The following is a 26,399-nucleotide window of genomic DNA, read 5'->3' as shown; positions in this document are numbered from 1 at the left end:
TGGAGCACCGGATCCAGGTGTATCACCTGCGCCGCACGCACCTGATGCCCACGGACGAGCAGAGCCTGCGGCGGCTGGCGCGCAGTGTGCAGTTCGACGGCCCGGAGGCGCTGGTGGAGGCCTGGCGGGCGTCCACCCGCAAGGTGCAGCGGCTGCAACAGCGGATCTTCTACTCCCCGGTGCTGGAGGCGGTGGCGCGGATCCCGTCCGAGCAGGTGCGGCTGACCTCGGAGGAGGCACAGACGCGGCTGCGGGCGCTGGGCTTCAACGACACCGCGGCGGCACTGCGTCACATCGAGGCGCTCTCGACCGGCGTGCGCCGGCGTACCGAGATCCAACGGCAGCTCCTGCCCGCGATGCTGGGCTGGTTCGCCGCCGGGCCGAACCCCGACCACGGCCTGCTCGCCTTCCGGCAGGTGTCGGAGGCGCTGGGCACCTCGGCGTGGTACCTGCGGGCGCTGCGCGACGAGGGTGCGCTGGCGGAGAACCTGGCGACGGTGCTGGCCTCCAGCAGGTATGCCGTCGATCTGCTCATGCGTGACCCGCAGACGGTCCAGCTGCTCGGCGAGCATGCGGGGGAGCGACGTCCCCTCGAGGAGATCCGCGCTGAGATGCGTGCCGTGGCCCGGCGGCACGCCGATCCCGGGGACGCCGTCGAGGCGGTGCGCGCGGTGCGGCGCCGCGAACTGCTGCGGGTCGCCGCGGCTGAACTGCTGGGACGCGCTGACGTGCGGGGCATCGGCGAGGCGCTCAGCGACGTCATGACCGCGACCGTCGACGTGGCGCTCGAGGTGGCCACCCGCGTCGTGGAGGAGCCGCCTCCGCTGGCGATCGTGGCCCTGGGCCGGTGGGGCGGGTGTGAGCTGAACTTCGGCTCGGATGCTGACGCGCTCGTGGTGGTGGGCGACCCGGGTGACGCTGAGGCCATCGTCAAGGCGACCCGGATCGTGACCCGGCTGCGCGATCTGCTGCGGCGTCCCGGCCCCGACCCGGCCGTCGAACTGGACCTCGACCTGCGCCCCGAGGGCAAGGGCGGGCCGATGGTGCGCAGCATGGCGTCCTACCTGGCCTACTACGCCAAATGGGCGGCCACCTGGGAGGCGCAGGCGCTGGTCCGCGCCGCCCACGGGGCGGGCGATCCCGGGGTCTCAGCCGCCCTGCTGGAGGGCATCGCGGGGCTCCGTTACCCGGTGGAGGGACTGGATACTCGGCAGGTGGGCGACATCCGCAAGCTCAAGGCCCGGATGGAGTCCGAGCGAGTACCGCGGGGGACCGACCCGCGTCGGCACGTGAAGCTGGGGCCCGGTGGCCTGTCGGACGTCGAGTGGACGGTGCAACTGCTGCAATTGCAGCACGCGCACGCCGTCCCCGGGCTTCGCACCACCGGGACGCTCCCGGCCCTGGACGCCGCCGTGGCCGCCGGGCTGCTGGCGTCGGACGATGCGGACGCGCTGCGCGAGTCCTGGGAGATGGCCACGCGCATCCGCAACGCGACGATGCTGCTGCGGGGGCGCGCCACTGACACGGTGCCGACCGACGCCCGGGAGCGGGCCGCCGTCGCGGAGTTGCTGGGCTATGCGAAGGGGGAGGCCTCGTTCTTCCTCGACGACTGGACGCGGCGGGCGCGGCAGGCGCGCGCCGTCATGGACCGGGTGTTCTGGGGGCTGACCTGATCCGGGTGCCCCTCGGGGCCCACGGGCGGGGCCGGGACTACGACTGCGGTCGTGCTGCGCCTGGATCGCCTGCCGAGGCCGGGCCGCGTCGTTAGACTCGCCTCGATGACCACGACCCAGACCCCGACCGTCCCGACCCGGCTCACCGGCTGGGGACGCACCGCTGCAAGCACCGCCGAGGTGCTGACCCCTCCCGACGTCGATCAGATCGCCCGTGCGGTCGCCCGCGCCGCCGACGAACGCGCCGACGGCCGAGGCCGCGGCATCCTCGCCCGCGGTCTTGGCCGCAGCTACGGTGATGTCGCGCAAAACGGCGGTGGCACCGTCGTCGACATGACGGGGCTCAACACGATCCACGTGATCGATCCCGAGACGGCCACCGTCACCGTCGACGCGGGCGTCAGCCTGGACGCGCTCATGAAGGCGGCGCTGCCGTACGGCTTGTGGGTCTCGGTGCTGCCGGGCACCCGCCAGGTGACGGTCGGCGGTGCCATCGGCAACGACGTCCACGGCAAGAACCACCACTCGGCGGGCAGCTTCGGCGACCACGTGCTGGCCATGGACCTGCTGGTCGCCGACGGCCGGGTCCTCACGCTGCGCCCCGACGGCAGCCCTGACGATCCGGACGCCTCGATCTTCTGGGCGACGATCGGCGGCATCGGCCTGACCGGCATCATCCTGCGGGCCACGCTCTCGATGACGCGCACCGAGACGGCCTACTTCCTGGCCGACGGCGTCGTCACCCACACCCTGGACGAGACCATCGCGGTCCATTCCGACGGCTCGGAGTCCCGCTACGACTACTCCTCGGCCTGGTTCGACGCGATCAGCGCCCCGCCGAAGCTGGGACGCGCGGCGATCAGCCGGGGCAGCCTCGCGACGCTGGCCCAGTTGCAGGAGTTCGCCCCGCAACTCGCTCAGCGTCCGCTGGAGTTCACCGGGAAGACGTTCCTCACCCTGCCCGACGTGTTCCCCAACGGCCTGGCGAACAAGCTGACGTTCGGCCTGCTCGGGGAGGCCTGGTACCTCAAGTCCGGCGACTACACCAACAAGATCCAAAGCCTCACCGGCTTCTATCACCCTCTCGACATGTTCGGCGAGTGGAACCGGGCCTACGGCAGCCGTGGCTTTCTGCAATATCAGTTCGTGGTCCCGCCGGAGGCCGTCGCCGAGTTCAAGCAGCTCATCGGCGAGATCCAGGCGTCCGGCAACTACTCGTTCCTCAACGTGTTCAAGCTGTTCGGCGAGGGGAACCGCGCCCCGCTGTCCTACCCGATGCCCGGCTGGAACGTGTGCGTCGACTTCCCGATCAAGGCCGGGCTGTCGGACTTCCTGACCCGGCTGGACGCCCGCATCCAGGAGTTCGGCGGACGCCTCTACACCTCGAAGGATTCCCGCACCTCCGCGGAGACCTTCCACGCCATGTATCCCCGCGTCGACGAGTGGATCGCCACCCGCCGCCGCATCGACCCGACAGGGGTCTTTGTCTCCGACATGGCCCGACGATTGGAGCTCATCTGATGATCGACGCCACCGGCAACCCCGGCAAGATCCTGGTCCTGGGCGGCAGCTCGGAGATCGGTCTGGCCATCGCCACCGAGTACCTGTCCCATGCGCCCGCTGAGGTCGTCTTGGCTGGCCGCGCCGACGACCCGCGAGCGACGTCCTCGGTGGAGCTGATGGAGGCCGCAGGCGCGTCCGGCGTCCGCTGGGTGGACTTCGATGCCACCGCGTTCACCACCCACGCCGAGGTGCTCGGCTCCGCCTGGGAGGGTGGCGACGTGGACGTGGCGATCGTCGCGTTCGGTCTTCTCGGCGACGCCGAGGAGCTGTGGCAGGACCAGGCCAAGGCCGTCGAGATCGCGCAGGTGAACTACACCGGTGCGGTGAGCGTCGGCGTCCTGCTCGGGCAGCGCATGGCGCAGCAGGGCTACGGCCAGATCATCGCGATGAGTTCGGCGGCCGGTGAGGTCGTGCGCCGCTCGAACTTCGTTTACGGCTCCACCAAGGCGGGCTTGGACGGGTTCTACCGCAACCTCGGTCAGGCGCTGGAACCCGCCGGGGTGAAGGTGCTCGTCATCCGCCCCGGACAGGTGCGCACCCGGATGTCGGCCGGGGTGAAGGAGGCGCCGCTGACGGTCAACAAGGAGGACGTCGCCAAGCTCGCCGTCAACGCGGCGCGCGATGGCAAGACGCTCATCTGGGCGCCCCCGCTGTTCCAGCTCGTGATGATGGTGCTCAAGCACATCCCGGGTCCGATCTTCCGCAAGCTGCCCATCTAGTCTTCGCCGGGGAATCGCGCTCCCACCTGGGCTCGCATCTGGTCCATCGTCTGCATGATGGCCAGGGTTTCGGCCCAGGGGAGGGCGGGAGACTCCACACGCCCCTCGGCCACGAGCCGGGCAAAGTGAGCCGCCTCGTAGGCCAGCCCGCCTGAGCCGGTGATGACGGGTGCGGGCGAGGTGACCGGCTCCCCAGTTCGGGGGACGAACCGTAGCGGAACCGGGGTGTAGAACCTGCTCGGCAGGTCCACGTGGGCCTTGGGGCCGGAGATCGCCGCCGTCGTCGGGGTCTGTGCCGCAAGCGTGGTCGTCACGAGGGCGTGGGCCGTCGAGCCCGGGAACTGATCGAAGACCGCGGAGATCTGCCGGTCCACGCCGGTGTCGGTCAGCGTGCCGCGCGCCGTGATCCTGCCGGGGGTACCGAGCACCATGCTCGCGAACGACACCGGGTACACGCCCAGGTCCAGGAGGGCGCCGCCCGCAGCGGCCGGGTCGAACAGCCGATGCGCCGGGTCAGGGGTGAATCTCTGGCCGTGGTCGGCGCTCACGGTCTCGATCTCGCCCAGGGCCCCGTCGGCAAGCAACTGGCGCAGCACGTCCACGTGGGGCAGGAACCGCGTCCACATCGCTTCCATGAGCGTGATGCCGGCGGCCCGGGCGGCGTCGATCACCGCGGCGGCCTGGCGGGCGTCCTGGGTGAAGGACTTCTCCACCAGCACGTGCTTCCCGGCGGAGATCGCGGCCAGCGCCTGTTCGGCGTGCCTGCTGTGCGGGGACGCCACGTAGACCGCCTCCACGTTCGGATCATCGAGCAGGGCCTCGTAGGAGGCATGCGCGACGCCGATGCCGTGCTCGCGGGCGAAGGTTTGTGCCCGGGCGGCGGAGCGGGATCCGACGGCGACGATCCGCTGCGTGGTGTGCGCGGCGAGCGCGGACGCGAAGGCTGAGGCGATCCCGCCCGGGGCAAGGATGCCCCAGCGGAGTGCGGGGGCGTCACACGGGTCGGGCACGCGGCTGAGCGGGAGCGTCGTCATGCCGTCAGCCTAGTCAGCGGGCCGCGTGAGAGGATCGATCTCGTCGTCAGTCGAAGGAGGCCCCATGATCTCACCCGTCGTCACGCCCGCCCAGGCACGCTCCCTTGTGGGAGCCGTGTTCGCGGATGTGCGCTGGTATCTCGACGGACGTTCGGGACGGAGCGCCTGGCTGAGCGGGCACCTGCCCGGCGCCGTCTTCGTCGACCTCAACACGGCGCTCGCGGGCCCGCCCTCCACGGAGGCGGGGAGGCACCCCCTGCCGGAGCCGGAGGCCTTTGCGGCGGCGATGGCAGAGCTGGGCATCGGTGAGACGGACGTCGTCATCGCCTATGACGACGCCGGGGGTTCCTCGGCAGGACGCCTCGTGTGGCTGCTGCGCAACATCGGCGTCGAGGCGGCACTGCTGGACGGGGGTATTGCTGGCTGGGACGGTGTTGTGGAGACGGGGGAGACCCTCCGCCCGGCGGCAACGTTCAACGCGCGTCCCTGGGACGCGGCGACGCTGGCCACCATCGACGACGCCGCCACCGCCTACCGCGTCGTGGACGCGCGCGCCGGGGCCCGCTATCGCGGGGAGACCGAGCCGGTCGACGCACGTGCCGGACACATTCCCGGTGCCATCAGCCTGCCGTTCGGCGGCAACCTGGACGCAGATCAGCGCTTCTTGCCGCCTGCCGGCTTGCGCGAACGCTTCCTGGAGGCCGGTCTCACCGATGCCGCCGGGGTGGTCGTCTACTGCGGGTCGGGCGTCACGGCCTGCCACGACCTGCTCGCCCTCGAATACGCCGGCCTGGGGCGTGCGCGCCTCTACCCCGGTTCCTGGTCGCAGTACGCGGCGACGCAGCGTCCCGAGGCCACCGGCTCCGAACCGGGGGAGCGTCCGCCCTCCGATCCCGACGGCGTGACGCGCTAGGCGGCCACACCTAGAGCGGACCAGGACGGCGTGGGCCGAGCTACCCGGCCTCTCCGGGCGGGCGGACCCGATCCGTACGCGGGGCGCCGGACGTGCGAGGAGGCCCGCTCGATCAGATCGAGCGGGCCTCCTGCGTGCGGGCCAGGGCCCCGGGTGACTCAGAGGTCGAAGTACATCTCGAACTCGTGCGGGTGCGGACGCAGCCGCAGGGCGGTGATGTCCTCGCGCTTCATGTCGATCCAGGTCTCGATGAGATCGGCGGTGAAGACGTCACCCGCGAGCAGGTACTCGTGATCGGCCTCGAGCGCAGCCAGGGCGTCGCCGAGGGAGGACGGCACCTGGGCGATCTCGTCGTGCTCCTCGGGAGGCAACTCGTAGAGGTCCTTGTCGATCGGGGCCGGCGGCTCGATCTTGTTCTGGATGCCGTCCAGGCCGGCCAGCAGCATCGCGGCGAACGCGAGGTACGGGTTGGCCGACGGGTCGGGGCAGCGGAACTCCATCCGCTTGGCCTTGGGGGAGGGCCCGGTCAGCGGGATCCGGATGCAGGCCGAACGGTTGCGCTGGCTGTAGACCAGGTTGACGGGGGCCTCGAAGCCGGGCACCAGGCGGTGGTAGGAGTTCGCGGTCGGGTTGGTGAACGCGAGCAGCGACGGCGCGTGGTGCAGGATGCCGCCGATGTACCAGCGGGCCAGGTCGGAGAGGCCCGCGTAACCGGCCTCGTCGGCGAACAGCGGGACGCCGTCCTTCCAGATGGACTGGTGAACGTGCATGCCCGAACCGTTGTCGCCGAAGATCGGCTTCGGCATGAAGGTCGCAGTCTTACCGGCTTCCCAGGCGGTGTTCTTGACGACGTACTTGTACTTCATGACGTTGTCGGCGGCGGCCAGCAGCGTGTCGAACTTGGTCGCGATCTCGCTCTGACCGGCGGTGCCGACCTCGTGGTGGGCGCGCTCGATGGTCAGGCCGACACCCTGCAGGTTGCGGACCATGTCGTCGCGCAGATCGCCGAAGTGGTCAACCGGCGCGACCGGGAAGTAGCCACCCTTGTACTTGACCTTGTAGCCGCGGTTGGCGTGGCCGTCGATGTCCGTCTCGTCGCCGGAGGCCCAGGCGCCGGCGTCGGACTCGATGAAGTAGTAGCCCGCGTTCTGCTTGGTCTCGAAGCGCACCGAGTCGAAGACGTAGAACTCGGCCTCGGGACCCATGAATGCCGTGTCGCCGATCCCGGTCGACTTCAGGTACTCTTCAGCCTTACGCGCGATGTTGCGCGGGTCGCGGCTGTAGGCCTCCTTCGTGATCGGGTCATGCACGAACCAGTTCATGTTGAGCGTCTTGCTCTTGCGGAACGGGTCGGCGTAAGCGGAGCTCAGGTCCGGCAGCAACGCCATGTCCGATTCGTGGATCTTCTGGAAGCCGCGGATGGAGCTGCCGTCGAAGCTCAGGCCGTCCTCGATGATGTCGCGGGTGAGGAACTCCGCCGGAATGGTGAAGTGCTGCATCACGCCAGGAAGGTCACAGAAGCGGACATCGACCGTCTCGATGTCGTTCTCCTCGATGTAGGCGAGGAGCTCGTCGGCGCCTTGGAACATGGGTCCTCCGAAGATGAGTAGGTAGCTTTCTGCCATGAACGCTAGTGACGGTGGATCACCGGTCAATGTCGTCCGTGTTTCGACGGTGTTACAGCCCCCTATAGGCTGCTGGCCGTGACCGAGACGACCGAGTACCCCGGGAGCAGCCTGGGGCTGCCCGCGTCCGGGCGAGGATCGCTCGCCACCTGGCGGGCCCGCGTCAGCGCCCTGGTCATCGACTGGGGGGCCAGCATGGCGGTGGCCGTTGGTGCCTTCGGCGGCGGCGTGTTTGAGGCCAACACCTGGCAGTCATGGATGATCCTGGCGGTGTTCTTCGTCGAGAAGGCCCTCCTCACGGCTTTCACCGGCAGCAGCTTCGGCCAGCTCATCACCGGCGTCGGGGTGACCCGAGTGGACGGATCTCCGCTGGGGTGGTGGCGCGCGCTCGCGCGTGCAGCGATGGTGTCGATCGTGCTGCCCGCAGTGGTCATCGGATCGGATCGGCGAGGCCTCAACGACCTCCTTCTCGACTCGGTCGTCGTGACCCGCCGCTGATCACTTTTCAGTTCCCGACTTGGGGATTCATCACGCTTGGGTAACGAATGGGATTCGGTTTGTGGGACTCCCTGCCGGTTCGGGTTGACGCGTGTGTACGGTTCATCCACGACGCCCACCTGTCCGCCATGCGAACAGATGGATCAGCTTCGAGAGCCTCGCAGGGCATCTCGCAACTCCATGGAGGAACATTGAGCAACCGCAAGCTCATCGCCGCGGCAGGCATCGTCCTGTCCAGCGCGCTGGCCTTGACCGCCTGCACGCCGCCCACGCCGGGGGCGACGTCCTCGGCCAACGCCGCGACGTCGATCAACGTGAGCTGGAACCAGGCGTTCTACAGCTACAACAACAACACCGACTACGGCAACGCGGTCGCCAACACCAACCCGATCTACATGTCGAATGACCGCATTGGTTACTACGACAAGGATCTGAAGATCGCCCAGAACTCCTCCTTCGGCAAGTACGAGAAGGTCAGCGACGATCCGCTCAAGGTCAAGATCACCTTCGCCGACACCGCGACCTGGTCCGACGGCACGCCCGTCACCGCGGCTGATGCCGTTCTCCTGTGGGGTGCGCTCTCGGGCAACTTCAACACCACGACCGCCGAGCAGGACGACGAGGGCAACGTTGGTGCCAACACCGGCAGCGACGTCTACTTCAACAGCAGCTCGCCGGGCTACGCCCTGATCAAGGACTTCCCGGAGATCTCCGCGGACGGCAAGTCGGTCACCTTCTCCTACTCCGCCCCGTACGTCGACTGGGAGATCCTCGCGATGGATCCCACCGGCGTCCCGGCCCACGTGGTCGCCAAGCGTGCGCTCGGCACCACCGACGCCGCCGCGGCCAACCAGGCTCTGATCGACGCGTTCAAGAACAAGGACAACGCTGCGCTGTCCAAGATCTCGAACGTCTACAACAACGACTTCAACTTCAAGTCGACCCCCGCGGACAAGGAACTGCTCGTCGGCACGGGCCCCTACACGATCACCGAGATCGCGGAGGAGCAGTACATCACGCTGGAGAAGAACGCCAACTACAAGGGCGCGCACACCCCCAGCATCGGCAAGGTCACCATCCGCATCACGCCCGACCCGCAGGCCTCGGTGCAGGCGCTGCAGAACGGTGAGATCCTCGTCACGCAGCCGCAGGCGACCGCCGACATCCTCAAGCAGCTCCAGGCGATGAACGGTCTCACCGTCCTGACCCAGAACGGCGGCACCTACGAGCACGTCGATCTGGTTTTCAAGAACGGCGGCCCGTTCGACCCGGCCACCTACGGCGGCGACGCCGCGAAGGCGCTCAAGGTGCGGCAGGCATTCCTGCAGACCGTTCCGCGGCAGAAGATCATCGACAACATCATCAAGCCGCTGAACCCGACGGCCGCGATCCGGAACTCGTTCACCACGGTGCCCGACGAGAAGGAAGCCTACGAGCCCATCACCGCGGCCAACGGCATGGACGCCACCTACGGCGGCGGCTCCAACACGGACAAGGCCAAGGCCCTCCTGGCCGAGGCCGGGGTCACCAACCCGACCGTCCGCGTCATGTACGCCCAGAACAACACCCGTCGTCAGCAGGAGTTCCAGCTGATGAAGGAGACCGCTGAGGCGGCCGGCTTCACGATTCAGGACGTCAGCAGCAAGGACTGGGGCACCCTGCTCAAGCAGCAGAACGTCTACGACGCCTCCCTGTTCGGGTGGCAGTCCCGCTCCACCGGTGTCGGCGAAGTCGGCCCGAACTACATCACCGGCGGGCAGAACAACTACGGCCTGTACAGCAATGCCCAGGTCGACGAACTGCTCAAGGAACTCGACGTGACGACCGACAGCGCTCGCCAGCAGGCGATCCTGGAGGGCGTGGAGAAGCACCTGGTCGACGATGCCTTCGGCATCACCATCTTCCAGTTCCCGGAGGTGACCGGCATCAGCAACAAGATCCAGAACGTCAGCTCCATCCCGCTGTCGCCGAACTACTTCTGGAACTTCTGGGAGTGGAAGGTCTCCTGACCTAGCGCTCAGCGACACTGCACAGTTGTCCCCAACGGTGGGGCGTCAGGTAGCCTGACGCCCCACCGGCGGTGACCGGGCCCAACACGCGTGTGGCCCCGTAGGTCCCCTCCACGTCCCCACGTCACACTCGAGGTATCCATGGCACGTTTCCTAGCCCGGCGGCTCGCCCTCGCAGTCGGCATCTTGTTGGTGCTCTCCTTCGCGATCTATGGCCTCCTCGACGTCGCACTCGATCCGCTCTCGGATCTCCGCGAGAACCCCGCCCCCAACCGGGACGAGATGATCGCGAACCGGGTCAGGCTTCTGAACCTGGATCTGCCCTGGTACCAGCGCTACCTCATGTGGCTCGGCGATTTCGTCCGCGGCGACTTCGGCCTGGCCTGGAAGACGATGCAGCCCGTCGGCTCGCTCGTCCAAAGCGCCGTGGCGACCTCGATCCAGCTGATCTTCGCCGCCACCATCATCTCGATCCTGACCGGCGTGACGATCGGTTTGATCTCCGCCCTGCGTCAGTACACCTCCTTCGACTACGTCATCACCTTCATCTCCTTCCTGCTGTACTCGCTGCCCGTCTTCTGGGTTGCGGTGTTGCTGAAGCAGTTCTTCGCGATCGGCGTCAACGACTACATCGCCGCACCGACCATCAACTGGCCCGCCGTGATCATCGCCTCGGTCGTATCGGGGTTGTTCTGGGCCGGGGCGCTGGGCGGGCGACGACGCAAGAAACTCATCGTCTTTGGCAGCGCGTTCGGGATCACGCTCGCGCTGTTGGCGGCCCTGCTGCTCTCGGGCTGGGTGAGCAACCCGCAGATCGGCATCGTGGGCATCGCCCTCGGATCGGTCGCGGCTGCCCTGGCCGTCACGTCGCTGTTCGCGGGAATCAACAACCGGCGCGCGCTCTATGCCGCCCTCACCGCTGCCGTCGTCGGCGCCATCGTCTGGTGGCCGCTGCAGTGGCTGTTCGTCCTCGTCGAGATGAACTGGCTGTGGATGGTAGGCCTGCTGGCCCTCGCCATGGTGATCTGCGCCGGGATCGGCTGGCTGTACGGCGGCCCCGACCGCAACGTCTCGATGCGCGGAGCAATGATCGTCGGCCTCTTCACCAGCGTGCTGATCTTCCTCGATCGCGTGCTCCAGACGTGGCCGCAGTACTACAACGCCAGCGAGATCAACGGCCGTCCGATCGCCACCCTGGGTGCCCAGACCCCCGGCCTCAACGCCGATTTCTGGATGGCTCAACTCGACCGGGCCACGCACCTTCTGCTGCCGACCATCGCGTTGGTGCTGATCTCGTTCGCGACCTACACCCGCTACGAACGAGGCGCGATGCTGGAGGTCCTCAACCAGGACTACATCCGCACGGCCCGCGCCAAGGGGCTCTCCGAGCGGGTCGTGATCGTGCGCCACGCGCTGCGCAACGCACTGATGCCGCTGGCTTCGGTGGTCCCCGTCGACTTCATCACCCTCATCGGTGGCGCGGTCATCACCGAGACCATCTTCAGTTGGGCCGGCATGGGACGCCTGTTCATCGACTCCATGAACAACCAGGAGGTCGACCCTGTGATGTTCTACATCATGCTGACCGGGGCGCTGGCGATGATCGCCAACCTCATCGCTGACTTCCTGTACGCCATCATCGACCCCAGGATTCGGGTGAACGCATGAGCAACAACGACGGAATCCACGGGCCCGACGATGAGCGGCTCGAACAGGAGATCCCCGAGGGCACCGAGGCCGGGCGTGCGCTGGTGCCCGACCTCGAGGACGCGGGGGCGCACGAGGTGAGCAGCACCGGGGGTGCGACCGGACGCGGCGAAGGAGTCGGCGAGGGCAAGGAGGTCGTGGGCCTGTCCCAGGGCCAGATCGTGACCCGCAGGTTCTTCCGTCACCGTGGTGCGATCTTCGGCCTGGTCACCTTGAGCCTCGTGGCGATCGCGTCGGTGCTCGCCATGGGCATCGGCCCCATCCCCGGGTTGTGGCGCGATCAAGACATGCGTTCCGGTGACGTCATCAACGGGGGCGCTCCGACGCTGCAGATCCCCTTCATCAACGGGAACACGTTCAGCCTCGGCATGTACCCCTTCGGGCAGGATTCCCTGGGCCGGGACTACTTCGCGCAAGTGCTGCTGGGGGTGCAGACGTCCTTGTTCGTCGCCTTCGTGCTCGGCGCCGTGGCCCTCATCCTGGGCGTCACCGTGGGCTCGCTGGCCGGCTACTACCGCGGCTGGGTCGACATGGCGCTCATGCGGCTCACCGACCTGGTCATCACCCTCCCCGTCATCGTGATCGGCGCGGTCCTGGGCTCGCTTATCTCGAAGCTGCCGCTGCGCCTCAACGCCGGTCCAGAAGTCACCACCTGGCTGCGGGAGAACATGCCGCTGCTCTTGGCGATCGCCCTCGGCTGCGTGCTGTGGACGGGCCTGGCCCGCCTGGTCCGCTCCGAGTTCCTGACGTTGCGCGAACGCGAGTTCGTCGACTCGGCCCGTGTCGCTGGGGCGAGCGACTGGCGCATCATCACCAAACACATGCTGCCCAACGCCGTGGGCGTGATCGTGGTCAACACCACCCTGCTGATGTCGTCGGCGGTCACGCTGGAGGCGGCCCTGAGCTTCGTGAACTTCGGCATCTCGGCGCCCGCAGTCTCCCTGGGACGCCTGATCTCGGAGAACCAGGGTGCCTTCTCCACCCGACCGTGGCTGTTCTGGTGGCCGGGCTTGTTCATCATCTTGATCGCGCTGTCGATCAACTTCATCGGCGACGGCCTGCGTGACGCGTTCGATCCGCGAACCAAGCGCATCCCGTCGGCGCGTGTTATGCGCAAGGCGGAGGCCGACCTGGCCGCTCGCAGGTCCACGCCGTCCGACGAGGGAGGGGCCCGATGATCGGCCGCAAGAAGTCCGACGCCACGCAGGCGGCAGGCAACCGGTCGGCGTTCACCGACGCCATCAAACTGAGCCGTGACACCGGCGGTCCCGTCGCCAAGGGCGACATCATCCTCACCGTGACGGATCTCAGCGTCCAGTTCTGGGTGGGCGACGAGTGGTTCACGGCCGTCGACAAGCTCAGCTACGAGCTGCGCGCTGGGGAAGTGCTGGCGATCGTCGGCGAGTCCGGTTCGGGGAAGACCCAGTCGTCCATGAGCCTGCTCGGGCTGCTGCCGGCGACGGGCCGGGCGACCGGCTCGGCCAACCTGAAGGGCACGGAACTCGTCGGGATGTCGATCCAGGAGTTGCGGGAGATCCGCGGCAACGAGATCTCCGTCATCTTCCAGGAGCCGATGACGGCCCTCAATCCCGTGTACACGGTGGGGTTCCAGATCGTCGAGACGCTGCGCACCCACTACCTGATGAACCCCACTGCCGCCAAACAGCGGGCCATCGAGTTGATGACGCTGGTCGAGATCCCCGATCCGGTCGACAGCTTCGACAAGTACCCCCACCAGTTGTCCGGCGGCCAGCGGCAGCGCATCATGATCGCCCAGGCGCTGGCCTGCGAGCCGAAGCTGCTCATCGCCGACGAGCCCACCACCGCACTCGACGTCACGGTTCAGGCCGAGATCCTCAAGCTGATGCGGGATCTGCGCGAGCGGGTGAGTGCCGGCATCATCCTCATCACCCACGATATGGGCGTGGTCGCCGACATGGCCGACCGCATCATCGTGATGAAGGATGGCCAGGTCGTCGAGCACGGCTCGTCCCACGACATCTTTGCCAACCCGCAGCACCCTTACACCCAGCAGTTGCTGGCGTCGGTGCCGCACCTCGCCGAGCACGCCGAAGCTGACGACGAGGCCGGTCCCCCGCAGACGACGATCATGGTGGGCGACACTCCGGTCCCGCTGTCCGCGCCGCGCACCGAGGAACCTCCCGCCCTGCTCATGGAGGACGTGGCGATCGTCTACCCCAAGCAGGGGCGACGCCCGGAGTTCCGGGCCGCCGAGCACATCAACCTGCGCATCGAACAGGGCGAGGTCATCGGCCTGGTCGGTGAGTCGGGGTCCGGCAAGACGACGCTGGGTCGCGCCGCAGTCGCGTTGCTCCCCGTCCGGGAGGGCACGCTGACGGTGGGCGGTCACGACATCACCAACGCGTCGCTGAAGGAGCTGAAGCCCTTCCGCAAGACCGTCGGCATCGTGTTCCAGGATCCAGGCAGCTCGCTCAACCCGCGTCTGCCCGTGGGGGAGTCCATCGGCGAGCCGCTGCTCCTTCACCAGGGCTTGAAGGGCGCCGAGCTCAGCAAACGCGTCGAGGACCTGCTCGATTCGGTGCATCTGCCGCGATCGATGCGGAACCGCTATCCCCACGAACTCTCCGGGGGCCAGCGGCAGCGCATCGGCATTGCTCGCGCGCTCGCGCTGAATCCGAAGCTTCTGATCGCCGACGAACCGACGTCGGCCCTGGATGTCTCGGTGCAGGCACGCGTGCTGGACCTGTTCAAGGAACTGCAGGAACAGTACGGCTTCGCCTGCCTCTTCATCAGCCACGATCTGGCGGTGGTGGAGCAGGTTTCCAGCCGGATCGCGGTCATGCATCACGGGCACCTGGTTGAGGTGGGTGACACCTACGACATCGTGACCAGGCCGCAGCACCCCTACACCCAGCGGCTGCTGTCCGCGGTTCCGGTGCCCGACCCGGAGGAGCAGCGCAAGCGCCGCGAACTGCGCGACGCCATCATCGAGGAGCAGCACATCGTCTCCTGACCTAGCCGGACCACGAACCCGACGCCCTGGCGTCGGGTTCGTGCCGTCTCCACCCAGGAATGGCTCTCGAGGGGAGCGAGACGTGCCCTGGGAACCTCCGGTTCAGCAACGTAGCCTGCACCTGCAGAGAAGTTGAACGAACAAAGGAGTGGTCATGGCACGAACCGTCGCTGATCAGTTGGTCGCCTTTCTCGCCGAGTTGGGCGTCGAGCGCATCTACGGGCTGGTGGGGGACAGCCTCAACCCCGTCTCGGACGCCCTGCGTCGGCAGGACGCGATCACCTGGGTGGATGTGCACAACGAGGAGGCGGCTGCGTTCGCGGCGGCCGCTGAGTCGCGGGTGACCGGGAAGCTGGCGGTCTGCGCCGGATCCTGTGGTCCGGGCAATACCCACCTCATTCAGGGGCTGTATGACGCCAACCGCAACGGAATGGCGAAGGTACTCGCGATCGCCTCGCACATTCCCTCGGAGCAGATCGGCACCTCCTACTTCCAGGAGACTCACCCCGACCGGCTCTTCGCCGAGGCCAGCCAGTACGCCGAACTGGCCAACTCGCCTGAGCAGGCCGCCCGCATCTCCCACATCGCCGTCCAGACCGCGATCGCCCGCAACGGCGTCAGCGTCCTGGTGTTGCCGGGCGATGTCGCGTCCGCCGACGCCGTCGAGGCGCCGACCATGGGCGACGTGTCGATGCTGGCGCCGGCGCACGTGCCTCACCCGCAGCAGGTGTCCGCGCTGGCCGACCTCATCAACGCGGCGAAGAAGATCACCTTGTTCTGCGGCGCGGGCACCGCGGGGGCTCACGATGAGGTCATGGCCTTCGCCGAGGCGCTCAAGGCCCCCATCGGGCACGCGATGGGCGGCAAGGAGTTCATCCAGTACGACAACCCCTATGACGTCGGCATGAGTGGACTGCTCGGCTACGGGGCTGCCTACGACGCCATGCACGACTGCGATCTGCTCCTGCTGGTGGGGACCGACTTCCCCTACGACCAGTTCCTGCCCAAGGACGTCACGATCGCCCAGATCGACCGATTCGGCGAGCGTCTGGGGCGGCGGGCCAAGCTCGACCTGGCCGTCGAGGGTGACGTGGCAGCCACCATCGAGGCCGTGTTGCCGTTGGTCAAGGAGCGCACCGACCGCTCCTTCTTGGACAAGATGCTCAAGCTGCATTGCGACAAGCTGGAGAAGGTCGTGGAGGCCTACACCCGCAACGTGGAGAGCCACACTCCGATTCACCCCGAGTACGCGGCGTCCATCCTGGACGAGGTGGCCGCCGAGGACGCGATCTTCAGCGCGGACACCGGGATGTGCAACGTGTGGGTGGCCCGGTACATCACCCCGAACGCGAAGCGGCGCGTCCTGGGCTCGTGGCACCACGGGACCATGGCCAACGCGCTGCCGCACGCGATCGGGGCGACCTTCGCCGCCCCGGGACGCCAGGTCATCTCGATCAGCGGCGACGGTGGCCTGTCCATGCTCCTGGGTGAACTGCTCACGCTCAAGGAGCACAACCTCGACACCACCGTCGTCGTGTTCAACAACTCGACCTTGGGCATGGTTCGCCTGGAGATGCTGGTCGACGGCATGCCCGCCTGGGGCACCGATCGCCCCGCAACCGACTACGCCGCGATCGCGCATGCCATGGGGATCCGGAGCTGGCGGGTCACCGACCCGGCAACGCTGCGCGCGACGCTCACCGAAGCGCTCGCAACCCCCGGCCCGGGACTGGTGGACGTGGTCACCGACCCCGACGCCTTGTCGATCCCGCCGCACATCACCGGCAAGCAACTCACCGGCTTCGCGGTGGCCTCGGCCAAGGTCGTCCTCGACGGCGGGGTCGGGGCGATGCTGAAGCTCGCCCGCTCCAACCTGCGCAACATCCCGCGCTAGACCCACCACGGCCAGTGGCGCCGCCCCGCTCGGGGACGGCGCCACTGGCCGTGGGGGCTCAGCGCAGGAGAAGCCGCGCCGACTCGTGGGTCAGAACTCGGCGTCGATGTCGACCACGCCGATGACCTTGTGGTTGACGAACTCGTTGAGGCCGAGATCGGTGAGCTCACGCCCGTAGCCGGAGCGCTTGACGCCGCCGAAGGGCACGTCCGCCTTCACCAGGGTGGGGTGGTTGACGAACACCATGCCGGTGTCGATGCGCGCCGCGACGGCCTTGCCGCGCTCGATGTCGGTGGTGAACACCGAACCACCCAGCCCGAAGTGCGAGTCGTTGGCGATGCGCACGGCGTCGTCCTCGTCCTTCGCGTGGAAGATCAACGACACGGGGCCGAAGAACTCCTCGTAGAAGGCCGGGTTGTCCTCGGTCAGGCCGGTCAGCAGCGTGGGCTGCACGAACGCACCCTGGGTGGGGACGGCGTCGCCCACCTGGGTCGCCGTGGCGCCGTTCTCGACGGCCCTGGCGATCTGGGCCACGATGTCGTCGGCAGCCTTCTGCGAGGACAGCGGGGCCAGCGTCGTGGCCGCGTCGAACGGGTCGCCCGGAACCAGGGCGGCGACGCCCTCGGTGTAGCGCTTGATGAACTCGTCGTACACGGCGTCGACGACGATCATGCGCTTGGAGGACACGCACACCTGGCCGCCGTTCCAGTGGCGACCGAACACGGCCCACGGGATCGTCTTGTCGAGATCGGCGTCATCCAGCACGACGAACGCGTCCGCGCCGCCCAACTCCAGGGTGCTCTTCTTCAGGGCCGCAGCTGCCTGCTGGGCGACGACGGCGCCGGCCGCCTCGGAGCCGGTCAGCGCGACGCCGCGGACGCGGTCGTCGGCGATGATCGAGGCGATCTGGTCCCGCGTGGCGTACAAGTTGGTGAAGCCGCCGACGGGAAGGCCCGCGTCCAACAGGAGCTTCTCGAACCGTGCCGCTGCCTGCGGGACGTTCGAGGCGTGCTTGAGCACCAGCGTGTTGCCCGCCGAGAGCTGCGGGGCCGCGATCCGGGCGAGCTGGTAGTAGGGGAAGTTCCACGGCTCCACGGCGAACAGGACGCCGAGGGGCTCCTTCACGACGATGGCCTCGCCGGTGGACTTCTCCTTGACGGTGATCGGCTCCGGCGCCAGCAGGCCCTCGGCCTTCTCCGCGTAGAACTCGAAGATCTTGGCCGACAGCTCCACCTCCGCGAGGGCCTCGGCGGTGATCTTGCCCATCTCCAGGGTGAGGATGGCCGCCAGCGCGTCCTTGTCGGCGCGCAGCAACTGGGCGGCCTTCGTCAGCACCGCACGGCGCTGCTCGAACGTCGTCTGGCGCCAGGCCTGGAAGGTCGTGTGGGCCTGTTCCAGGGCCTCGGCGACCTGCGCGTCGGTGGCGTCGGGGAAGGTGGCCACGGTCTGCCCGGTGTAGGGATTGATCGTTGCGTAAGACATCGTGCTCCTTCTGTGGGTCCCTGGGGAGGGGCCACATGTGTCGGGCGGCTCGTCGTGAGCCGTCACCTGGTCGGTCAAGGGCCGCGGCGGGTCGTGCGTCGTCGCGCCGACATCGGCGTAGCGCGTACTGATCCGGCCACCGCCGTGTCGTGCACCCGCGCAGTGGCGTCGGTGTCCGGATCACCAGTCGAAGAAGGAGACCCCCGGATGGGAGTTCGCGGATCCCCAAATCCCTTGATGCTTCAATCATCTGCCGCGCCTGGCCCAGAATCAAGCCGAGGGTCACAGAGTGGTCCCCGGGGTGACCGGCGGAATGCCCGCAGGCTCGTCGACGTTGAGATGGGAGCAGCCGTATCACTCAGGAGGCACTCCATGATCCAGAAGACGCTCTACACCACCGAGGCACTCTCCACCGGCCAGGGGCGCGACGGACACGTCCGGACCGCCGACGGACGCCTCGACCTCGACATGGCCGTCCCGAAGGAGATGGGCGGCTCCGGGAACGGGGCCAACCCTGAAGAGCTCTTCGCCGCCGGCTACGCCGCCTGCTTCCACTCGGCGCTGCTGGGCGTGGCACGCACGCGCGGAATCGCGCTGAGCGACGAGACGGTCGGTGCCCGCGTGGAGATCGGCGGAAACGGCGCCGGCGGCTATGAACTGGCGGTGCGCCTCGAGGTCACCATCCCCGACCTGGACGCGGCCAGCGCCCAGGAACTGGCCGACGCCGCGCACCAGGTCTGCCCGTACTCCAACGCGACCCGGGGCAACATCGCCGTGACGGTCACCGTCGGCCAGGATTGACGCGGGCCAGACGCCGCTCGTCCGGTCGGACGCCGCCGCGTCACCCCGCGTCGGGCCGGCGATGCGTCCGCGACTTCGGGATGACGAGGGGCGTCTTGGTTTCGGGGTCCTCCACCACCAGGCAGTCGATGCCGAACACATCCGAGACGAGATCGCTCGTCACCACCTCGCCCGGCGTGCCGTGGGCGATCACGCGACCGTCCTTCATCGCGATGAGGTGGGTGGCGTAACGCGCGGCGTGGTTCAGGTCATGCAGGACGGCGATGAGCGTGTTGCCTGCCTCGTGGAGGTCTGCGAACAAGTCGAGCAACTCGATCTGGTGGGCGATGTCGAGGAACGTCGTCGGTTCGTCCAGCAGCAGGATCGGCGTCTGCTGGGCCAACGCCATCGCCGCCCACACCCGCTGGCGTTGCCCGCCGGATAACTCGGCGACCTGACGGCGGCGCAGCCCGGCCACGTTGGTCGCCTGCATCGCCGATTCGACGGCGTCCTCGTCGGCGGAACTCCAATGCCGGATGAGGCCCTGGTGCGGGTAGCGGCCGCGGGACACCAGGTCGGAGACCGTGATGCCGTCGGGGGCCACCGAACTCTGCGGGAGAAGGCCAACGATGCGGGCGGCTTCCTTGGGTTTGTATCCGGCGATGGCCTTGCCGTCGAGCACGATAGAGCCGTGGGTCGGGCGCAGCAAGCGGGACAGGGCGCGCAGCAGGGTGGATTTGCCGCACGCGTTCGGGCCCACGATGACGGTGAACGAACGATCCGGGATGCTGATCGACAGTTCCTGGGAGACCACGTGCCCGTCGTAGGCGAGCGTCACGTCGTCCGCAACGAGGCGGGGGGCCGGAGCGCCGGGCTGGGCGGAGTGCTGGGTCATAGCTGCTGGTGTGCTTCCTGGATGAGGAGGGCGATGAGGTAGAGGCCGCCGATGACTACCGTCACGACGCCCACGGGCACGGATCCCGGGATCAGGTGCTGGGCGACCAGGTCGGCTGCGAGCAGGAGGAGCGCTCCGGTGCTCGCGGCAGCCCCGACGGGGATGCCGGCACCGCGGGTGAGCCGGCGCGCGATCTGGGGGGCGGCGAGCGCGATGAAGGCGATCGGACCGGTCACGGCGGTGACCAGGGCGATCAGTGCGACGCCGGCGCCGAGGACGGTGATTCGCGTCCCCTCGATGCGCACCCCGTGCGCGTGCGCGGCATCGTCGCCGAGTTCGAGCTGGCGCAGCGGCCCCATCATGGCAGCCGTGACCACGCCGAGGAGGGCCAGCGCCGGCACCACGAGCGTGACGTCGCCCCAGTCGATCAGGGCGAGGGATCCCGCACCCCACAGGGAGGCGGCCATCGCCACCTCTGTCTGGGCGCGGAGCAGAAGGTATGTGTTGAGGCTGGACAGTGTTGCGGTGACGGCGATGCCGACGATGATCAGACGGAACCCTTGGATGCCTCCCCGCCAGGCGAGCAGGTAGACCAGCGCGGCGGTCAGCAGCCCTCCGGCGAGCGCTCCCGCCATCTCGCTGAGGACGTTGCTGCCGACGACGGTGAGGGAGACGATGGCCCCGGTGTAGGCGCCCGTGGAGAACCCGATGACGTCGGGGGACCCGAGCGGGTTGCGGGTCAGCGTCTGGAACAGGGCGCCCGAGGCTCCCAGGGCTGCGCCGAACGCGATCGCGGCGATGACGCGCGGCAGGCGCCACTGGGTGACCACTCTCGTGGCGAACCCCTGGTCACTCAGCAGGGCCTGCACGACTTGAGGCACGCTCAGCGGGTAGTCGCCCCAGGCGAGGGCGACGAGCGCGGCCATGAGGACGGCCAGCGCCGTCACGGTGCCGACGATCAGCGCGCGCGGCTGAGCCCGCAGGATCACCTGGCCCACGGGCAGGCGGACGTTGCCGTCGGCGTCCACGGCCACGGGAGTGCGGCCGCTCATAGTCCGCTCACCCGTTGGCGCCGCACGAGGATCACCAGCACGGGGGCTCCCAGGAAAGCGGTGACGATGCCGACCTGTAACTCCCCTGTGGGGAGCAGGACGCGTCCCAGCACGTCCGAGGCGACCATCAGGATGGGCGCACACAGCAGCGAGTAGGCGAGGATCCATCGTTGGTCGGGGCCGACGATCCACCGTGCCACGTGCGGGATCATCAGGCCGACGAAGGCGATGGGCCCGGCCATGGCTGTCGCCGAGCCGGCCAGCAGGGTGATGGACAGGAGTGACAGCACGCGGGTGGCGACGACGCGGGTTCCCAGCGAGCGGGCGAGGTCGTCGCCGAGCGCGACGGCGTTGAGCGCTGGTCCGAGCCACAGGGCGATGCCGAGGCCCAGCGCGACGAACGGTGCGGTGGCGGTGACCACGTCCCACCCGCGATCGGCGAACGAGCCGGCCTCCCAGGCGCGGATGACGTTGAAGGTGACCGGATCGGCCAGGAGGAGCGCGCTGGTGATACCGCTGAGCACGGCTCCCAGCGCCACCCCGGCCAAGGTGATCTGCGCCGGGCTGACCGATCCGCGTCCGACCAGGCCGATCAGGTAGACCACCACCGTGGTCACCAGCGCCCCGACGAAGGCGAACCACACGTAGGCGCTGGGTGAGCGGACCCCGAGCACGCCGACGCCCATCGCGACCGCGAAGGCGGCTCCCGCGTTGACGCCGAGGATGCCCGGGTCCGCGAGGGGGTTGCGGGTCGCCGCCTGGATGAGGGCTCCGGCGACGCCCAGGGCGGCACCGACGAGCAGCCCGACCACGGTGCGCGGCACGCGCAGGGCGATTACCACCTCCGCGTCGGTTCCGGTGTCGGTGCCCAGGAGCGCGCCCCAGACGGTGGCGGCGGGGATGTCGCGCGCGCCGACCATCAGGCTCAGCAGGACCACGACGAGGAGGAGGACGACCGCGGCGACGAATCCTGCGGCCCGCAGTGGCGGGCGCGCGGGACGCGGCGGGGCCACGCTCTCGCGCGGTGGTGAGATCGTTGGCACTCGATGATCTTAGGGTAGCCTTACCAAGGTTGTGACCCCCGGACCGGATGCCGGCCCCCAGCGCCCGGTCATCTCCTTCTCTCGATCCAAGAAAGGTCTCGCCATGAGATTCCCTCGAGCCGTGCTGGCCGCAGCGGCCGCCCTCGTGCTTGCCCTCACCGGGTGTGCTTCAGGTGCACCCAGCCCGTCCGCGACCGGGACGCCGTCCAGCAGTGCCGCAGGTGCTTTCCCGGCGACCGTGGACACGGCGTTCGGCGCTGTCACGGTCGACAAGGCGCCCCAGCGCATCGTCGCCCTCGGCTGGGGGGACGCCGAGGTCGCTCTGGCCCTCGGTGCGCAGCCGGTCGGAGCGTCGGACTGGCTGGGGTTCGGCGGCGACGGGCAGGGCCCGTGGGCGCAGGGCCTCTATACGACGGCGCCGACGATCATCGGGACGATGGAGCCCTCCTACGAGGCGATCGCCGCGCTGCAACCGGACCTGATCCTCGATGTGCGCAGCAGCGGGGACAAGGACCGTTATCAGCGGTTGTCCCAGATCACGACCACGGTCGGCATCCCGGAAGGTGGTGAGAGCTGGCTCACCTCGATGGAGGATCAGGTCGATCTGATCTCCACGGTGCTGGGCGTGCCGGAGAAGGGCAAGGAGTTGCTCGCCAAGGTGGACGCAACCTATTCGGATGTGGCCGCCGCTCACCCGCAGTGGAAGGGCAAGACCGTTGCCGCGGCTGCCAAGACCAGCGAGGGCTGGGGTGCCTACATCAAGGGCGGCGGGCGCGTGGAGACGCTGGAACGGTTCGGCTTCGTGCAGAGCCCCACGATCGCCGCGCTGCCGACCGATACGTCGGGCTTCACCGTGAAGATCTCCAGCGAGAACCTCGATCAGCTCGAGGCGGACCTGATCGTCGCCTTCCCGATCTACCTCGAGACCACGGCGATCACCGATGACCCTGCATGGCAGCGGCTCGCGGCGGTGCAGCAAGGGCGCGCGGTCGTCATCGACGGCGACGTCTCCAACGCGTTCTCGGCCAGCACGCCGTTGGCCTCGATCTATGCCGTGCAGCAGCTCACGCCGCTGTTCGAGAAGGCGCTCCCTGCCTGAGCGTCGGCCACGGTGCACGGCCCCCGTCCGCGGTTGCGGCGGGGGCCGTGCTGTGTGCCGGGCAGGATGTGCTGACAGACATCCATGAGCATGAGAGGCATTCTCATTAAGCTATCGTGAAGCCTGCTCGCGTCGTGCGTGCGCTGAAAGGGGTTTCGTGGTGTGTCGGGATGGGGCGGATGGCGACGTGGTGGCCGAAGATGTCTGGGCTGCGGTGGCGAGCGCCTACGACGTGTTCGCGGTTCCCCACGAGCCCGCGCGGCGCGCGGCGCTCGATGAACTGGTGCCCCTGCTGCGCCCGGACTGCGGGCCGATCCTCGATGTGGGGGCCGGGTCGGGGGCGAGCGTCGCCGTGGTGCTCGACCGGCTCCCGACCGCCTCAGTGGTGGCACTGGAGCCGAGCCGGGCCATGCGGTCGCTGCTCCTGTCGCGGATTGCGGCGCGAACCGCGTGGTTTCCGCGTGTCACCGTGCGTCCCGAGGACTTCTTCTCTGCCACGTTGCCACCTCGCCTAGGGGGTGCGATCCTCCTCGGCGTCGTGGGCTGTTTCGACGCCGGGGAGCGGGCGGCCGTGCTGGCAGAACTCGCCACCCGGTTACCCGCCGGGGGTGCGGCGCTCATGGACCTGCGGCTCCCGCTCCGTCCCCAGCGGGTGGTCCCGCGTGAGCGCTCCGTTGCGATGCTCGGCGGTCTGGAGTACCGCGAGATCGCCGAAGCGTGGCCGTGCGGCACCGAGGGGATGCGGTGGCGGGTGAGCTATCTGTGCCTGGAGGGGGAGCGCATCCTGACCGAGGACACGGTCGAGTTCGACATGAGGCACCCCGTCCCGCGTGTCGTTGCGGCTGAGGCCTCCCGGGTCGGGCTCACGCTGCGTCCGCTCCCCGGGAGGAGTCATTGGATGCTCGAGCGGCCCTGAGGTCATCCGCGACGGGGTGCGGAAGGGGTCGGTCCGGGTGGGTCGGCCCCTTCCGCGAGTGGTGCTCAGTGCTCGTCGTAGTGATCCCCGTGGAGAGCGTGGTGGTGGGTGCCGTGTACGTAGTCGACGTGGTCGCCGTGCTGCACGGCTTCGTGGCCGCAGTCGGCGCCATGGGCGTGCTCGGCGGTGGTGTGCTCAGCGTGAATGTCCTGCTCGGTCATGCCGGTTCCTTTCGTATCAGAGGTGAGGAGTCCTGCGCCGCCGAGTCGGCGGCGTGGGGCTCGCGGACATGGATGAGGGCGTCGGCGATCACATGGGTGACGTGGAGATCGACCAGGTGGTACGTGCTCTCCTTGCCCGCCCTGCGGGCGGCGACCAGATTCGCCTGGCGCAGGGTCCGCAGGTGCTGGGATACCAGGGGTTGCGACATGCCGGTGGCTTCGGTCAGGGCCCCGACGGTGCGAGGCTCTGCGGCGAGGAGCCGCAGGAGTAGCAACCTGGATTCGCTTCCCAGAACCTTGAACAGCTGCGCCGCCTCGGCGAGCCCCGGTTCCATGTCCATGCGTCTCACTCCATCACATATATAAACAGATTGCAATACGTCCATGGGTGCCGGGCGGGCGCAACCCCGGGAACACGAGTCGCGGGGGACGCGAGCCAGGCGTCCGCGTGCGGTCAGTCTGCGAGCACCGATAGCTCCAGCCAGCGTTCTTCGAGGGCGGACGCCTCCTCATCGAGCGCGGTGATCTTCGCCATCTCTGCGCCGAGGAGCTGGTAGTCGGTCTGGTCGAGGTCGGCGAGCTTCATCCGGGCGTCCGCCGCCTGGCGGTGCAGCTTCTCGACGCGGCGCTCCAGGGAGGCCAGCTCCTTCTCGGCGGCACGCTGTTCGGCCCCCGACAGCGCGGCGGACGGCTGCGCCGCCGGCCGGGGGCTGCCGCTCGAGGCGGCCGAGGTCTCTATCGCCGTGCGCAGCGTCAGATACTCCTCGACGCCACCGGGCAGGTGCCGGAGACGTCCGCCGAGGATGGCGTACTGCTGATCGGTGACCCGCTCCAGGAAATAGCGGTCGTGGCTGACGACGAGCAGGGTGCCGGGCCAGGAGTCGAGCAGGTCCTCCATCGCTGCCAGCATGTCGGTGTCGAGGTCGTTGGTCGGTTCGTCGAGGATGAGCACGTTCGGCTGGTCCAGCAGGATCAACAGCAGTTGCAGGCGGCGCTTCTGGCCGCCGGACAGGTCCTGCACAGGGGTGGAGAGCTGGGCGCTGGAGAAGCCGAGCCGTTCCAGGAGCTGGGAGGGGGTGAGCTCGGCGGCCTTCGAACCCGAGCCGAAACTGTAGGTGGTGCGCAGCCGCCCGAGCACGACGCGGACCGGCTCGTCGGCGAACTCCTCCAGCGAATCGAGACGCTGGGTGAGCGTGGCCACCTTGACCGTCGTCCCGCGCTTGACCCGGCCCGTCGTCGGCTCGAGCGTCCCGCTCACCAGGGCCAGCAGCGTCGACTTGCCGGACCCGTTGACGCCGAGGATGCCGGTGCGCTCGCCCGGGGCGATGCGCCACTCGACGTCCCGCAGTACCTCGTGGTCGCCATAGGAGACGCCGGCGTCCAGCAGATCCACCACGTCACGTCCCAGCCTCGTCACCGCCAGGGATTGCAGCGACACGGTGTCGCGCAACGGCGGCACGTCGGCGATCAGGGCGTTCGCAGCGTCGATGCGGAACTTCGGCTTCGAGGTGCGCGCGGGCGCTCCGCGACGCAGCCACGCCAACTCCTTGCGGGCGAGGTTCTGTCGCCGCTGCTCCGTCGCGGCGGCGATCCGATCCCGCTCGACCCGCTGGAGGATATAGGCGGCATAGCCGCCCTCGAAGGGCTCTACGATCCGGTCGTGGACCTCCCAGGTGGCCGTGCAGACCTCGTCGAGGATCCAGCGGTCGTGGGTCACCATCAGCAGGCCTCCGGTGCCCGGAGCCCACCGGCGCTTCAGATGGCCGGCCAGCCAGGTGATGGCCTCGACGTCGAGGTGGTTGGTGGGCTCGTCGAGGAACACGATGTCGTGATCGCCCACCAGGACCTGCGCCAGCGCGACCCGGCGCCGCTGCCCGCCCGACAACGTCCCCAAGCGCGCGTCCCAGCCCAGGTCGCCCAACAGCCCGGCGACGATGTCGCGGACCTTCGCATCCCCAGCCCACTCGTGTTCGGGGACATCCCCGACGACGGCGTGCCCCACGGACTCCTCGTCGTCGAGGTCGTCACCTTGATCCAGGACGCCGATCCGGACGCCGCCGCGCATCGTGACGCGCCCGGAATCGGGCTCCCGTCGCCCCGCGAGCAGGGCGAGCAGGCTCGACTTGCCGTCGCCGTTGCGACCGACGATGCCGACGCGGTCGCCCTCGTTCACGCCAAGCGTGACCGAGTCGAACACGACCTTGGTCGGGAAGTCGAGGTGGAGGGCTTCAGCCCCCAGAAGGTGCGCCATTGAAACAAGACTAGGCGAGTGGCGTCCTCC

Annotated in this window: 22 protein-coding genes; 13 read left to right on the top strand and 9 right to left on the bottom strand. The window is 68.6% G+C overall.

Annotated features, from left to right (window positions below; genetic code table 11):
* The 3 genes from V7E09_RS04370 to V7E09_RS04360 form a co-directional block, all read left to right on the top strand.
* On the top strand, positions 1-1,673 hold a 1,673-nt coding region (locus tag V7E09_RS04370), incomplete at its 5' end, for a bifunctional [glutamine synthetase] adenylyltransferase/[glutamine synthetase]-adenylyl-L-tyrosine phosphorylase (protein WP_324523060.1).
* A gap of 105 nt (positions 1,674-1,778) precedes the next feature.
* Entirely contained in the window at positions 1,779-3,194 is a 1,416-nt protein-coding gene (locus V7E09_RS04365) for an FAD-binding oxidoreductase (RefSeq protein ID WP_324523059.1), read from the top strand.
* On the top strand, positions 3,194-3,955 hold the full coding sequence (locus V7E09_RS04360; RefSeq protein ID WP_324523058.1) for a decaprenylphospho-beta-D-erythro-pentofuranosid-2-ulose 2-reductase: 762 nt from the start codon (positions 3,194-3,196) through the stop codon (positions 3,953-3,955). Before V7E09_RS04365 ends, V7E09_RS04360 begins: the two co-directional genes overlap by 1 nt.
* Here V7E09_RS04360 and V7E09_RS04355 read toward each other — a convergent pair.
* Positions 3,952-4,989 carry a Gfo/Idh/MocA family protein gene (locus V7E09_RS04355; protein ID WP_324523057.1) on the bottom strand — a complete coding sequence of 346 codons (1,038 nt, stop codon included), beginning with the start codon at positions 4,987-4,989 and terminating at the stop codon, positions 3,952-3,954. The two genes, V7E09_RS04360 and V7E09_RS04355, sit on opposite strands and share 4 nt — an antisense overlap.
* Positions 4,990-5,053: 64 nt before the next feature.
* Here V7E09_RS04355 and V7E09_RS04350 point away from each other — a divergent pair, with 64 nt between their 5' ends.
* Positions 5,054-5,902, top strand: a complete 849-nt coding sequence (locus V7E09_RS04350; RefSeq protein WP_324511044.1) for a sulfurtransferase — start codon at positions 5,054-5,056, stop codon at positions 5,900-5,902.
* Between the two features lie 158 nt (positions 5,903-6,060).
* On the opposite strand, the gene glnA is transcribed toward V7E09_RS04350, so the two are convergent.
* On the bottom strand, positions 6,061-7,491 hold the full coding sequence (gene glnA / locus V7E09_RS04345; RefSeq protein ID WP_324511050.1) for a type I glutamate--ammonia ligase: 1,431 nt from the start codon (positions 7,489-7,491) through the stop codon (positions 6,061-6,063).
* Between the two features lie 114 nt (positions 7,492-7,605).
* On the opposite strand from glnA, the gene V7E09_RS04340 reads away from it, so the two are divergent.
* The 6 genes from V7E09_RS04340 (at position 7,606) to V7E09_RS04315 (ending at position 16,630) form a co-directional block, all read left to right on the top strand.
* Entirely contained in the window at positions 7,606-8,025 is a 420-nt protein-coding gene (locus V7E09_RS04340; protein WP_324511043.1) for an RDD family protein, read from the top strand.
* Between the two features lie 191 nt (positions 8,026-8,216).
* Complete coding sequence (locus tag V7E09_RS04335; protein WP_324511042.1) at positions 8,217-10,034, top strand: ABC transporter family substrate-binding protein; 1,818 nt, start codon at positions 8,217-8,219, stop codon at positions 10,032-10,034.
* Positions 10,035-10,175: 141 nt separating this feature from the next.
* Positions 10,176-11,702, top strand: coding sequence for an ABC transporter permease (locus V7E09_RS04330; RefSeq protein WP_324511041.1), 1,527 nt, complete (start codon positions 10,176-10,178; stop codon positions 11,700-11,702).
* A complete protein-coding gene (locus tag V7E09_RS04325; RefSeq protein WP_324511040.1) occupies positions 11,699-12,919 on the top strand; it encodes an ABC transporter permease in 1,221 nt (406 codons plus the stop codon). The genes V7E09_RS04330 and V7E09_RS04325 overlap by 4 nt, the downstream gene beginning before the upstream one ends.
* Complete coding sequence (locus tag V7E09_RS04320; RefSeq protein ID WP_324511039.1) at positions 12,916-14,736, top strand: ABC transporter ATP-binding protein; 1,821 nt, start codon at positions 12,916-12,918, stop codon at positions 14,734-14,736. The genes V7E09_RS04325 and V7E09_RS04320 overlap by 4 nt, the downstream gene beginning before the upstream one ends.
* A 154-nt stretch (positions 14,737-14,890) precedes the next feature.
* The gene (locus tag V7E09_RS04315) at positions 14,891-16,630 is read left to right on the top strand and encodes a pyruvate dehydrogenase (protein WP_324511038.1); all 1,740 of its coding nucleotides are present in this window, start codon (positions 14,891-14,893) and stop codon (positions 16,628-16,630) included.
* 90 nt (positions 16,631-16,720) lie between these two features.
* Here the strand turns inward: V7E09_RS04315 and V7E09_RS04310 are convergent, their stop codons facing one another.
* On the bottom strand, positions 16,721-18,112 hold the full coding sequence (locus V7E09_RS04310) for an NAD-dependent succinate-semialdehyde dehydrogenase (protein ID WP_324511037.1): 1,392 nt from the start codon (positions 18,110-18,112) through the stop codon (positions 16,721-16,723).
* A gap of 372 nt (positions 18,113-18,484) precedes the next feature.
* Between V7E09_RS04310 and V7E09_RS04305 the strand changes: the two genes are divergently transcribed.
* A complete protein-coding gene (locus V7E09_RS04305; RefSeq protein ID WP_324511036.1) occupies positions 18,485-18,913 on the top strand; it encodes an organic hydroperoxide resistance protein in 429 nt (142 codons plus the stop codon).
* A gap of 40 nt (positions 18,914-18,953) precedes the next feature.
* On the opposite strand, the gene V7E09_RS04300 is transcribed toward V7E09_RS04305, so the two are convergent.
* The 3 genes from V7E09_RS04300 to V7E09_RS04290 are packed head-to-tail and all read right to left on the bottom strand — an operon-like array spanning position 18,954 to position 21,882.
* On the bottom strand, positions 18,954-19,787 hold the full coding sequence (locus V7E09_RS04300; protein WP_324511035.1) for an ABC transporter ATP-binding protein: 834 nt from the start codon (positions 19,785-19,787) through the stop codon (positions 18,954-18,956).
* Positions 19,784-20,839, bottom strand: a complete 1,056-nt coding sequence (locus tag V7E09_RS04295; RefSeq protein WP_324511034.1) for a FecCD family ABC transporter permease — start codon at positions 20,837-20,839, stop codon at positions 19,784-19,786. Before V7E09_RS04295 ends, V7E09_RS04300 begins: the two co-directional genes overlap by 4 nt.
* Complete coding sequence (locus V7E09_RS04290) at positions 20,836-21,882, bottom strand: iron chelate uptake ABC transporter family permease subunit (RefSeq protein WP_324511033.1); 1,047 nt, start codon at positions 21,880-21,882, stop codon at positions 20,836-20,838. The genes V7E09_RS04295 and V7E09_RS04290 overlap by 4 nt, the downstream gene beginning before the upstream one ends.
* A gap of 103 nt (positions 21,883-21,985) precedes the next feature.
* Between V7E09_RS04290 and V7E09_RS04285 the strand changes: the two genes are divergently transcribed.
* Both V7E09_RS04285 and V7E09_RS04280 read left to right on the top strand, forming a co-directional pair.
* Positions 21,986-22,981: an iron-siderophore ABC transporter substrate-binding protein gene (locus V7E09_RS04285; protein WP_324511032.1), complete on the top strand. Its 996-nt coding sequence runs from the start codon at positions 21,986-21,988 to the stop codon at positions 22,979-22,981.
* Between the two features lie 187 nt (positions 22,982-23,168).
* Positions 23,169-23,897 (top strand): class I SAM-dependent methyltransferase, encoded by a 729-nt coding sequence (locus tag V7E09_RS04280; RefSeq protein WP_324511031.1) that lies wholly within the window; start codon positions 23,169-23,171, stop codon positions 23,895-23,897.
* A 65-nt stretch (positions 23,898-23,962) separates the two neighbouring features.
* Here V7E09_RS04280 and V7E09_RS04275 read toward each other — a convergent pair whose 3' ends face one another.
* The 3 genes from V7E09_RS04275 to V7E09_RS04265 all read right to left on the bottom strand — a co-directional run bounded on the left by V7E09_RS04275 (position 23,963) and on the right by V7E09_RS04265 (position 26,369).
* Positions 23,963-24,118 carry a zinc transporter permease gene (locus V7E09_RS04275; RefSeq protein WP_324511030.1) on the bottom strand — a complete coding sequence of 52 codons (156 nt, stop codon included), beginning with the start codon at positions 24,116-24,118 and terminating at the stop codon, positions 23,963-23,965.
* Positions 24,115-24,459, bottom strand: a complete 345-nt coding sequence (locus V7E09_RS04270) for an ArsR/SmtB family transcription factor (RefSeq protein WP_324511029.1) — start codon at positions 24,457-24,459, stop codon at positions 24,115-24,117. The genes V7E09_RS04275 and V7E09_RS04270 overlap by 4 nt, the downstream gene beginning before the upstream one ends.
* Positions 24,460-24,572: 113 nt before the next feature.
* Positions 24,573-26,369 (bottom strand): ABC-F family ATP-binding cassette domain-containing protein, encoded by a 1,797-nt coding sequence (locus V7E09_RS04265; protein ID WP_324523056.1) that lies wholly within the window; start codon positions 26,367-26,369, stop codon positions 24,573-24,575.
* Between the last annotated feature and the right edge of the window lie 30 nt (positions 26,370-26,399).

Origin of the sequence: Propioniciclava sp. (assembly GCF_036744435.1) — a bacterium.
GTDB lineage: Bacteria > Actinomycetota > Actinomycetes > Propionibacteriales > Propionibacteriaceae > Propioniciclava.
Note: the sequence above shows the minus strand (reverse complement) of the source record. Positions and strands in the feature narration are given on the sequence as shown.

Excerpts from the sequence above, each read along its gene's own strand:
- V7E09_RS04365 (WP_324523059.1), top strand. The coding sequence starts at position 1,779 with ATGACCACGACCCAGACCCCGACCGTCCCGACCCGGCTCACCGGCTGG.
- V7E09_RS04360 (WP_324523058.1), top strand. The coding sequence starts at position 3,194 with ATGATCGACGCCACCGGCAACCCCGGCAAGATCCTGGTCCTGGGCGGC.
- V7E09_RS04355 (WP_324523057.1), bottom strand. The coding sequence starts at position 4,989 with ATGACGACGCTCCCGCTCAGCCGCGTGCCCGACCCGTGTGACGCCCCC.
- V7E09_RS04350 (WP_324511044.1), top strand. The coding sequence starts at position 5,054 with ATGATCTCACCCGTCGTCACGCCCGCCCAGGCACGCTCCCTTGTGGGA.
- glnA (WP_324511050.1), bottom strand. The coding sequence starts at position 7,491 with ATGTTCCAAGGCGCCGACGAGCTCCTCGCCTACATCGAGGAGAACGAC.
- V7E09_RS04330 (WP_324511041.1), top strand. The coding sequence starts at position 10,176 with ATGGCACGTTTCCTAGCCCGGCGGCTCGCCCTCGCAGTCGGCATCTTG.
- V7E09_RS04325 (WP_324511040.1), top strand. The coding sequence starts at position 11,699 with ATGAGCAACAACGACGGAATCCACGGGCCCGACGATGAGCGGCTCGAA.
- V7E09_RS04320 (WP_324511039.1), top strand. The coding sequence starts at position 12,916 with ATGATCGGCCGCAAGAAGTCCGACGCCACGCAGGCGGCAGGCAACCGG.
- V7E09_RS04315 (WP_324511038.1), top strand. The coding sequence starts at position 14,891 with ATGGCACGAACCGTCGCTGATCAGTTGGTCGCCTTTCTCGCCGAGTTG.
- V7E09_RS04310 (WP_324511037.1), bottom strand. The coding sequence starts at position 18,112 with ATGTCTTACGCAACGATCAATCCCTACACCGGGCAGACCGTGGCCACC.
- V7E09_RS04305 (WP_324511036.1), top strand. The coding sequence starts at position 18,485 with ATGATCCAGAAGACGCTCTACACCACCGAGGCACTCTCCACCGGCCAG.
- V7E09_RS04300 (WP_324511035.1), bottom strand. The coding sequence starts at position 19,787 with ATGACCCAGCACTCCGCCCAGCCCGGCGCTCCGGCCCCCCGCCTCGTT.
- V7E09_RS04295 (WP_324511034.1), bottom strand. The coding sequence starts at position 20,839 with ATGAGCGGCCGCACTCCCGTGGCCGTGGACGCCGACGGCAACGTCCGC.
- V7E09_RS04285 (WP_324511032.1), top strand. The coding sequence starts at position 21,986 with ATGAGATTCCCTCGAGCCGTGCTGGCCGCAGCGGCCGCCCTCGTGCTT.
- V7E09_RS04275 (WP_324511030.1), bottom strand. The coding sequence starts at position 24,118 with ATGACCGAGCAGGACATTCACGCTGAGCACACCACCGCCGAGCACGCC.
- V7E09_RS04270 (WP_324511029.1), bottom strand. The coding sequence starts at position 24,459 with ATGGACATGGAACCGGGGCTCGCCGAGGCGGCGCAGCTGTTCAAGGTT.
- V7E09_RS04265 (WP_324523056.1), bottom strand. The coding sequence starts at position 26,369 with ATGGCGCACCTTCTGGGGGCTGAAGCCCTCCACCTCGACTTCCCGACC.